The organism is Leisingera sp. (assembly GCF_982940295.1).
Genome location: NZ_CEYXRG010000029.1, coordinates 34,273 through 41,625, shown reverse-complemented (window position 1 = coordinate 41,625; position 7,353 = coordinate 34,273). Strand labels below are relative to the sequence as shown.

The 7,353-nt window shown below is 64.1% G+C and carries 9 protein-coding genes; 2 read left to right on the top strand and 7 right to left on the bottom strand.

The features are described from left to right. The coding region (locus AC4HIX_RS19490) for an ABC transporter permease (protein WP_490400211.1) at nt 1-1,420 on the bottom strand (1,420 nt) is incomplete at its 3' end. Then, nucleotides 1,417-2,121, bottom strand: a complete 705-nt coding sequence (locus AC4HIX_RS19485) for an ABC transporter ATP-binding protein (protein WP_490400210.1) — start codon at nt 2,119-2,121, stop codon at nt 1,417-1,419. The genes AC4HIX_RS19485 and AC4HIX_RS19490, both read right to left, overlap by 4 nt. A 48-nt stretch (nt 2,122-2,169) precedes the next feature. On the opposite strand from AC4HIX_RS19485, the gene AC4HIX_RS19480 reads away from it, so the two are divergent. Then, nucleotides 2,170-2,811 (top strand): arylesterase, encoded by a 642-nt coding sequence (locus tag AC4HIX_RS19480; RefSeq protein ID WP_490400209.1) that lies wholly within the window; start codon nt 2,170-2,172, stop codon nt 2,809-2,811. Nucleotides 2,812-2,863: 52 nt separating this feature from the next. On the opposite strand, the gene AC4HIX_RS19475 is transcribed toward AC4HIX_RS19480, so the two are convergent. Both AC4HIX_RS19475 and AC4HIX_RS19470 read right to left on the bottom strand, forming a co-directional pair. Beyond that, nucleotides 2,864-3,073, bottom strand: a complete 210-nt coding sequence (locus AC4HIX_RS19475) for a cold-shock protein (RefSeq protein ID WP_008557431.1) — start codon at nt 3,071-3,073, stop codon at nt 2,864-2,866. A gap of 208 nt (nt 3,074-3,281) precedes the next feature. Next, a complete protein-coding gene (locus AC4HIX_RS19470) occupies nt 3,282-3,854 on the bottom strand; it encodes a L,D-transpeptidase (protein ID WP_490400208.1) in 573 nt (190 codons plus the stop codon). A gap of 167 nt (nt 3,855-4,021) precedes the next feature. Here AC4HIX_RS19470 and trxC point away from each other — a divergent pair, with 167 nt between their 5' ends. Next, nucleotides 4,022-4,447, top strand: a complete 426-nt coding sequence (gene trxC / locus AC4HIX_RS19465; protein WP_490400207.1) for a thioredoxin TrxC — start codon at nt 4,022-4,024, stop codon at nt 4,445-4,447. A gap of 68 nt (nt 4,448-4,515) precedes the next feature. On the opposite strand, the gene AC4HIX_RS19460 is transcribed toward trxC, so the two are convergent. The 3 genes from AC4HIX_RS19460 to ettA form a co-directional block, all read right to left on the bottom strand. Next, nucleotides 4,516-4,737: a hypothetical protein gene (locus AC4HIX_RS19460; RefSeq protein WP_490400206.1), complete on the bottom strand. Its 222-nt coding sequence runs from the start codon at nt 4,735-4,737 to the stop codon at nt 4,516-4,518. A gap of 165 nt (nt 4,738-4,902) precedes the next feature. Further along, nucleotides 4,903-5,124: a hypothetical protein gene (locus AC4HIX_RS19455; protein ID WP_475047356.1), complete on the bottom strand. Its 222-nt coding sequence runs from the start codon at nt 5,122-5,124 to the stop codon at nt 4,903-4,905. A 390-nt stretch (nt 5,125-5,514) separates the two neighbouring features. Next, the gene (ettA, locus tag AC4HIX_RS19450) at nt 5,515-7,170 is read right to left on the bottom strand and encodes an energy-dependent translational throttle protein EttA (RefSeq protein ID WP_475047354.1); all 1,656 of its coding nucleotides are present in this window, start codon (nt 7,168-7,170) and stop codon (nt 5,515-5,517) included. Between the last annotated feature and the right edge of the window lie 183 nt (nt 7,171-7,353).

The following is a 7,353-nucleotide window of genomic DNA, read 5'->3' as shown; positions in this document are numbered from 1 at the left end:
CGATGGACGACAGCGCCCACCGCAGGGCAGGGCGCCCGCGCGACGCCCCGGTGCCGCGGCGCGCCGCAAAGCCGATCCCCAGCGCGGCGACCAGCAGCACCAGCAGCGCCCCCATCAGTCCGCCTGCGGTCCACAGCGTCAGCTGCGCCGAGCCGCTGAACCACGCCGCCAGCCCTACCAGCGCCGCCAGCGCCAGCGCCGTCGCCAGCAAATATCGCGGCGCGGGCAGCCGGGTGCGGCTGGCAAAGGCATCGCGGAACAGCGAAGCAGCGCGGATCCGCTCGGCCCGGGCCAGCGGCCACAAGGCAAAGATGAAGGCGGTCAGCACACCATAGACGGCGGCCTCTGCCAGGGCAGACGGATAAAGCGAAAACACCGCCGGAAACGGCAGCTGCGCCGCAATCAGCGGCCCCAGCAGCATCGGCCCCACGCCGCCCAGCACCAGCCCGAAGCCGACTCCGATCAGCGTCAGCGCACCGATCTGCAGAAAGTAGGTGAGGAAGATCGTCTGCCGCTCCGCCCCCAGCGTGCGCAGGGTGGCGATGGTCGCGGTCTTGGTGGCCAGATAGGCCCGCACGGCGGCAGAAACACCGACGCCGCCCACTGCTAGCCCGGAGAGGCCCACAAGCACCAGGAACCCGCCCAGCCGCTCGACAAAGGTGGTGATCCCCGGCGCGCCGTTCCTGGCATCGCGCCAGCGCATGCCGGTGGTTTCAAACAGCCCCTCGGCCTCCGCCTGCAGGGCGGCCAGATCGCTGCCCGGCGGCAGTTCCATCCGGTATTTGGTGTCAAACAGCGTGCCCGGCTCCAGCAGGCCGGACCCGGCCAGATCCTCAGTCCGGACCATGGTGCGCGGCCCCAGCTCAAAGCCGGAGGCCGCGGCATCCGGCTCCAGCGCAATCATCGCAGTCAGCGTGAAGTCCTGTGTGCCAAGCCGGAATGTATCCCCCGGCTGCAGGCCCAGACGGTCGGCCAGAACCCGGTCCATCACCGCTCCCGGCAAGCCTTCTGCGCCCGCCAGCGCCGTCTCCAGCGGCATGTCAGGGGTCAGCTCCATCTCCCCTTTCAACGGGTAGAGACCGTCCACAGCCTTCACCTGGGTCAGGCCGCGCTCCTCTCCCACCGTGGCCATGGAGCGGAATTCGGCAATCCCGGAATAGCGGACCGCCGCCCGCTCCACCCAGGCAAGCTCATCCTCATTGGCAAACCGGTAGGTGAAATTCAGCTCCGCATCGCCGCCCAGGATCGTCGCGCCCTCGCGCTCCAACCCGGTTTCGATGGAGGCGCGGATCGAGCCGATGGCGGCGATCACCCCAACCCCCAGCGCCAGGCAGGCCAGGAAAATGCGAAACCCTTTCAGGCCGCCGCGCAGCTCCCGCAGGGCAAAGCGCCAGGCCAGGCGGAGGGCGGAACCGCTCATTCCGCCGCCTCGCGCGCCGCGTCTCCGTCAACGCGGCCGTCGCGCAGCCGGACCACCCGGTCGCAGCGTGCCGCCAGTTCCGGCGCGTGGGTGACCATCACCAGCGTCGCGCCATAGCGGTCCCGCAGGCCGAACAGCAGGTCCATCACTGCTTCGCCATTGGCCTCATCCAGGTTGCCGGTCGGCTCATCCGCCAGCAGGATCGCAGGCCGCGGCGCCAGGGCACGCGCCAGCGCCACCCGCTGCTGCTCGCCGCCGGACATCTGCGCCGGGAAGTGACCGGCCCGGTGGCCCAGGCCGACGGCCTCCAGCTCCGCCTGGGCGCGGTCAAAGGCATCCTTCACCCCCGCCAGCTCCAGCGGCGTTGCCACATTCTCCAGCGCGGTCATGGTCGGGATCAGGTGAAAGCTTTGAAACACCACACCCATGTTATTGCGGCGGAACCGCGCCAGCGCGTCCTCATCCATTGCGGTCAGATCCGCACCCAGGGCCGTCACCCGGCCGCCGGTTGCCTGCTCCAGCCCGCCCATCAGCATCAACAGCGACGACTTGCCGGACCCGGACGGCCCCACCAGTCCCAAAGTCTCCCCCTGCCGCACGTCCAGCGAGATAGCGTGCAAAATCTCTACCGGGCCGGTATTGCTATTCAGGGTCAAACTCGCATCTAAAAGATGAAGAACGGGGCTGTTTTGCTGGGTCATCGGGCCTGCCTGTTGGATCCACCTTTCGGATATGGAGTGTTTGCGGCGATGCGCAAGATACTGGCACTGTTGAGTTTGCTGCTTTTTTCGGGCGCCGCATGGGCCGAACCGCTGCGGATCACCGCGCTTGGCGACAGTCTGGTGCAGGGTTACGGGCTGCCGCAGGGCCAGGGGCTGGTGCCGCAGCTGGAGCGCTGGCTGAACGAAAACGGCGCCGAAGTTGTCCTGCAAAATGCCGGGGTCTCCGGTGACACAACCGCGGGCGGGGCCGAGCGGGCAGAGTGGACGCTGTCGGACAATCCCGACGGGCTGATCGTGCTATTGGGCGGCAACGACCTGTTGCGCGGGCTGGCGCCGGAGGAGGCGCGCGCCAACCTGAGCCGCATTCTGCAAACTGCCAGAGACCAGGACATCGAAATCCTGCTGGTCGGCATGAAGGCCCCGCGCAACTACGGGCCGGACTACAAGCAGGCGTTTGACGCGATCTACCCTGAGCTGGCGGCAGAGTTTGGCGCGGTGCTGCATCCGGACGCCTTCGCGGGCATGGCCGCGGAAGCAGGCGGAGATCCGGCGGCGGCGCAGGGGCTGATGCAGGACGACGGCATCCACCCCAACGCCGAAGGCGTTGCGCTGAATGCGGCAGCCATAGGGCCGGCGGCCCTGCAGCTGATCGAGGCGATCGGCGAGTGAAAACAGCCCTTTCAGTCAGGGCTGCTTCGAAATCTCATTTCAGATCAGAGGATCAGGAAACCAGCGCGATATCCACTGCGGATTCACGGCCATCACGGCCCGCGCGCAGCTCATAGGTCACTTTCTGATTATCCGCCAGGCCGGTCAGCCCGGAACGTTCAACAGCGGAAATATGGACAAAAATGTCCTTGCCGCCGTCTTCGGGTGCAATAAAGCCATAGCCTTTGGTGGTGTTGAACCATTTGACGGTGCCAGTGGCCATCGTCGTGTACTCCTAAGTCGTCTTCAGTTCTCTGCCCGCTTATGCGGCAGCCCGGCAAGTTTTGCGGATGATCATGACCGCGCCGGGTGAGGTACAGTGATGGCATTCGCGTAACATCGCCGTGACAGAATTGGGTGCGAATCCCCTCTGGTGCAAGAAAAATGCTGTGTGATCCGGGGTTTTGCGGCAAAATCCCGCAGAGCGGCGGCTAAAGCACCGTCACAACCGTGCCCAGCGGCACCCGTTCGTACAGGTCGACCACATGTTCGTTCATCATCCGGATACAGCCGTTTGACACCGAATGGCCGATGGTCTGGGGCTGGTTGGTACCGTGGATGCGGAAATAGGTGTCGATGCCGTTCTGGAACAAATACAGCGCCCGCGCGCCCAGCGGATTGTCCGGCCCGCCCGGCTGGATGTATTCGTTGTCGATGAATTTGGCATAGGCCCTGGGATCGCGCTCGATCATCTCGTCGGTGGGGCGCCAGGTCGGCCAGACCTTCTTGCGTTCGATGACCGCTTGGCCGGTGAACTCCAGCCCGGCCTTGCCGACGCCCACGCCATAGCGGATCGCCTTCCGCTTATCAGTCACCAGATACAAGTAGTAGGACCGCGGCAGCACCAGGATCTGGCCCGGGGCGAAATCCTTCTTGATCCGCACTTCCTGCGGCACCGGGTCAAACACCACTGCATCTTTCTTGCGTGCTAGCGCAGGCAGCGGCAGCAAAGAGGCCGCGGCAGCCGCAGTGCCCGTGCTCAGAATCTTCCGGCGTGAAATCATGGCCATACCCCTGAACGTCTGTTGCATCTCTCTTTATCTTCCGGCGCGAACCGCGACCGGTCAACGGGTTTCCGCAGCCCGGGCCGCAAGTGTTGCATGCGGCGCCTTGCACAGGGGCGCAGGGCGTCTATATCCGGATCTGTGCGACTGATTGAGGAGGCGATGGAATGGGAGCCAAGACCCTGACCTGCCTGTCCTGTGCCCAGCTGAACCGGGTGCCGGAGGACAAGCTGGGCCGCGGCCCGAAATGCGCCACTTGCGGCGCGGCGCTGCTGCCGGGCAAGCCAATCGACGTTGATCCTGCCATCCTGCAAAAGGCTGTCCGGAACGATGATTTGCCGCTGGTGGCAGATTTTTGGGCACCTTGGTGCGGGCCCTGCCGCTCCATGGCGCCGGAGTTCGCCAAGGCGGCCAAGGCGCTGGACGGCCGGGCCAGGCTGGTCAAGCTCAATACCCAGGATCATGCGTCCACCGGCGCCCGGTACAGGATCCGAGGCATTCCCACCTTGATCGCCTTCGAGCGCGGCAAGGAGAAAAAGCGCCAGTCGGGCGTGATGCGGCAGAGCCAGATCACTGGCTGGCTGCGCAATTAACCAGCGGGCCGCTTGCTTCCGGCACGGCCCTCTTGCGGAGATAGCAGGCGCACCCCCGCGGTTGCGGGTTATTCGGCGTAAAGCAGGTCTCCAGACTGTGCTGATTGCTGCTGGTCTTCCCGGCGGGCGCTGCTCATGAACAAATAGGCGACCAGGATCATACACAAGAGCGCAGCGGTAAAGGGGTAGAGCAAGACCGCGACCCAGGCAGGCCAGCCTGCAAGCAGCACAGCCGAAAGCATCAAGCCCAAACCGCTGATTGCTCCGAAAACTGAACTTACCCAAGCCATGCCATCGCTCCTATGCTCGCTCAACGCCTACTAAAGGTAGAAACCGGCGAGGCGCGAAACAACTGCGCAAAAGACTGAAGCGGCTGTCATATAAGTAGAATTTTAGCGGCCGGCTACGCCTTTGGTGGTAGTGCTGCGCTCCGCCGCCTGGCCGTTCCCGCCGTTTCAGGCGGTGGCTGTATCCGCCATTCCGGCATCCAACCGGCCCTCAGGACCGTCTGTGGGACCGCGCCAGGCCAGCAAGGCCGTCGTCAAAAGCGCCACAGCCGTTCCGGCCCCCGTATACACCAGCAGGCTGAGCCAAAGCGGCAGGCCGAGTGCCGAATACCCAAGAACCGATGCGAACAGCCCCGCGATCATTCCAAGGAAAATGCCTGCCCAAGCCATAATGCCTCCTGTTCTCCTGCGCGAGCCGGGCCTTGATGGTCCGGTTGCAACCGCTTGCTTGCACACCACCCTGCAGGAGAAAGTGTTCAAAAGGGGTTAACAAAATAAGCTTCCACTGCGCCTGCTCAGAATGAACCGGCTGATCCTGGCCGCCTGACGCGATGGTAGAGAAGAGTTCCGAGAACACGAAACAGAGGATCAAAGCAATTTTAGCGATCTGCCCTTATGGAGCGCGGCGCGCATCGGCCTGGCCTGCGCTTTGTGTGGCAGAATAGATTTCAAGGCGGACGCCGTAACTCGAAAATTCAGCGCTGGTGCCGGCTTCTTCAGCATAAACAGGAAGGGCGGCCGACAAGGCCGCCCTCCCAAGAAACCACCGTTATCGCACGGTTACCGCACAAATTTCTTGTGCTTCAGGCGCTTGGGCTCCAGCGCGTCGGGACCCAGGCGGCGCTTCTTGTCCTCTTCGTAGTCCTCGAAGTTGCCCTCGAACCATTCCACATGCGCGTCGCCTTCAAAGGCCAGGATGTGGGTACAGATCCGGTCGAGGAAGAAACGGTCGTGCGAGATCACCACGGCGCAGCCGGCGAAATCGACCAGCGCGTCTTCCAGCGCCCGCAGGGTTTCCACGTCCAGGTCGTTGGTCGGTTCGTCGAGCAGCAGCACGTTGCCGCCCTCTTTCAGCAGCCGCGCCATGTGCACCCGGTTGCGTTCACCGCCCGACAGCAGCGACAGTTTCTTCTGCTGGTCGCCGCCCTTGAAGTTGAAGGAGGAGCAATAGGCGCGGGAGTTCACTTGCGCGTCGCCCAGCTCGATGATCTCGGCACCGCCGGAAATCGCCTCCCACACGGTGTCATTGTCGTTCAGGTCATCGCGCGACTGGTCGACATAGGACAGCTTCACGGTGTCGCCGTACTCAACAGAGCCCTCATCGGGCTGCTCCTGGCCGGTCAGCATCTTGAACAGTGTCGATTTACCGGCGCCGTTGGGACCGATCACGCCGACGATGCCGCCCGGCGGCAGCGAGAAGTCGAGGCCTTCGATCAGCTGCTTATCGCCATAGTGCTTGGCGAGGCCGTTGACCTCGATCACCTTGGAACCAAGGCGCGGGCCGTTCGGGATGACGATCTGGGCGCGGCCGACCTTTTCGCGTTCGGACTGGCTGGCCATCTCGTTGTAGGCCTGGATACGCGCCTTGGACTTCGCCTGGCGGGCTTTCTGGCCCTGGCGCATCCATTCCAGCTCGCGCTCCAGCGTCTTCTGCTTGGCCTTGTCCTCGCGGGCTTCCTGCTCCAGCCGCTTGGCCTTCTGCTCCAGCCAAGCCGAGTAGTTGCCCTCGTAGGGAATGCCGCGGCCGCGGTCGAGCTCCAGGATCCAGCCCGTAATATCATCCAGGAAGTAACGGTCGTGGGTGACGCAGAGGATGGTGCCCTTGTAATCGATCAGGTGCTGCTGCAGCCAGGCGATGGTTTCGGCATCCAGGTGGTTGGTCGGTTCGTCGAGGAGCAGCATGTCGGGCGCTTCCAGCAGCAGCTTGCACAGCGCCACGCGGCGGCGCTCACCGCCCGACAGGTTGGCGGGCATCGCGTCATCCGGCGGGCAGCGCAGCGCTTCCATCGACACGTCGACCTGGCTGTCCAGGTCCCAGAGGTTCTGGGCGTCGATCTCGTCCTGCAGCTTGGCCATCTCCTCGGCGGTCTCGTCCGAGTAGTTCATCGCCAGCTCGTTGTAGCGGTCCAGGATGTCCTTCTTGGCCTGAACGCCCAGCATGACGTTTTCACGCACGGTGAGGTTTTCGTCCAGCTGCGGCTCCTGCGGCAGATAGCCGACCTTGGCGCCCTCGGCCGCCCAGGCCTCGCCGGTGTAATCCTTGTCCAGGCCGGCCATGATCTTCATCAGGGTGGACTTACCGGCGCCGTTGACGCCGACCACACCGATCTTCACGCCAGGCAGGAAGGAGAGGTGGATGTTTTCAAAGCATTTCTTGCCACCCGGGTAGGTCTTGGAGACACCCTGCATGTGGTAGACGTACTGGTAGGAGGCCATCTGATTGCTCCGTTAAGGGGGAAATTTGCTGGCGGGAGTGATAGCCGAAGGGCGCAGGCGGGGCAATGAGGGATGCAGCGCGCCGGGGAATGTGCCCGGACCGCACAAAGGGCGCCCGCAGCCCGCCCTTGCCCGACTCACCCCTTCGGGCGCAGACTGTAGGGCACCAGAAACACGAGGGCG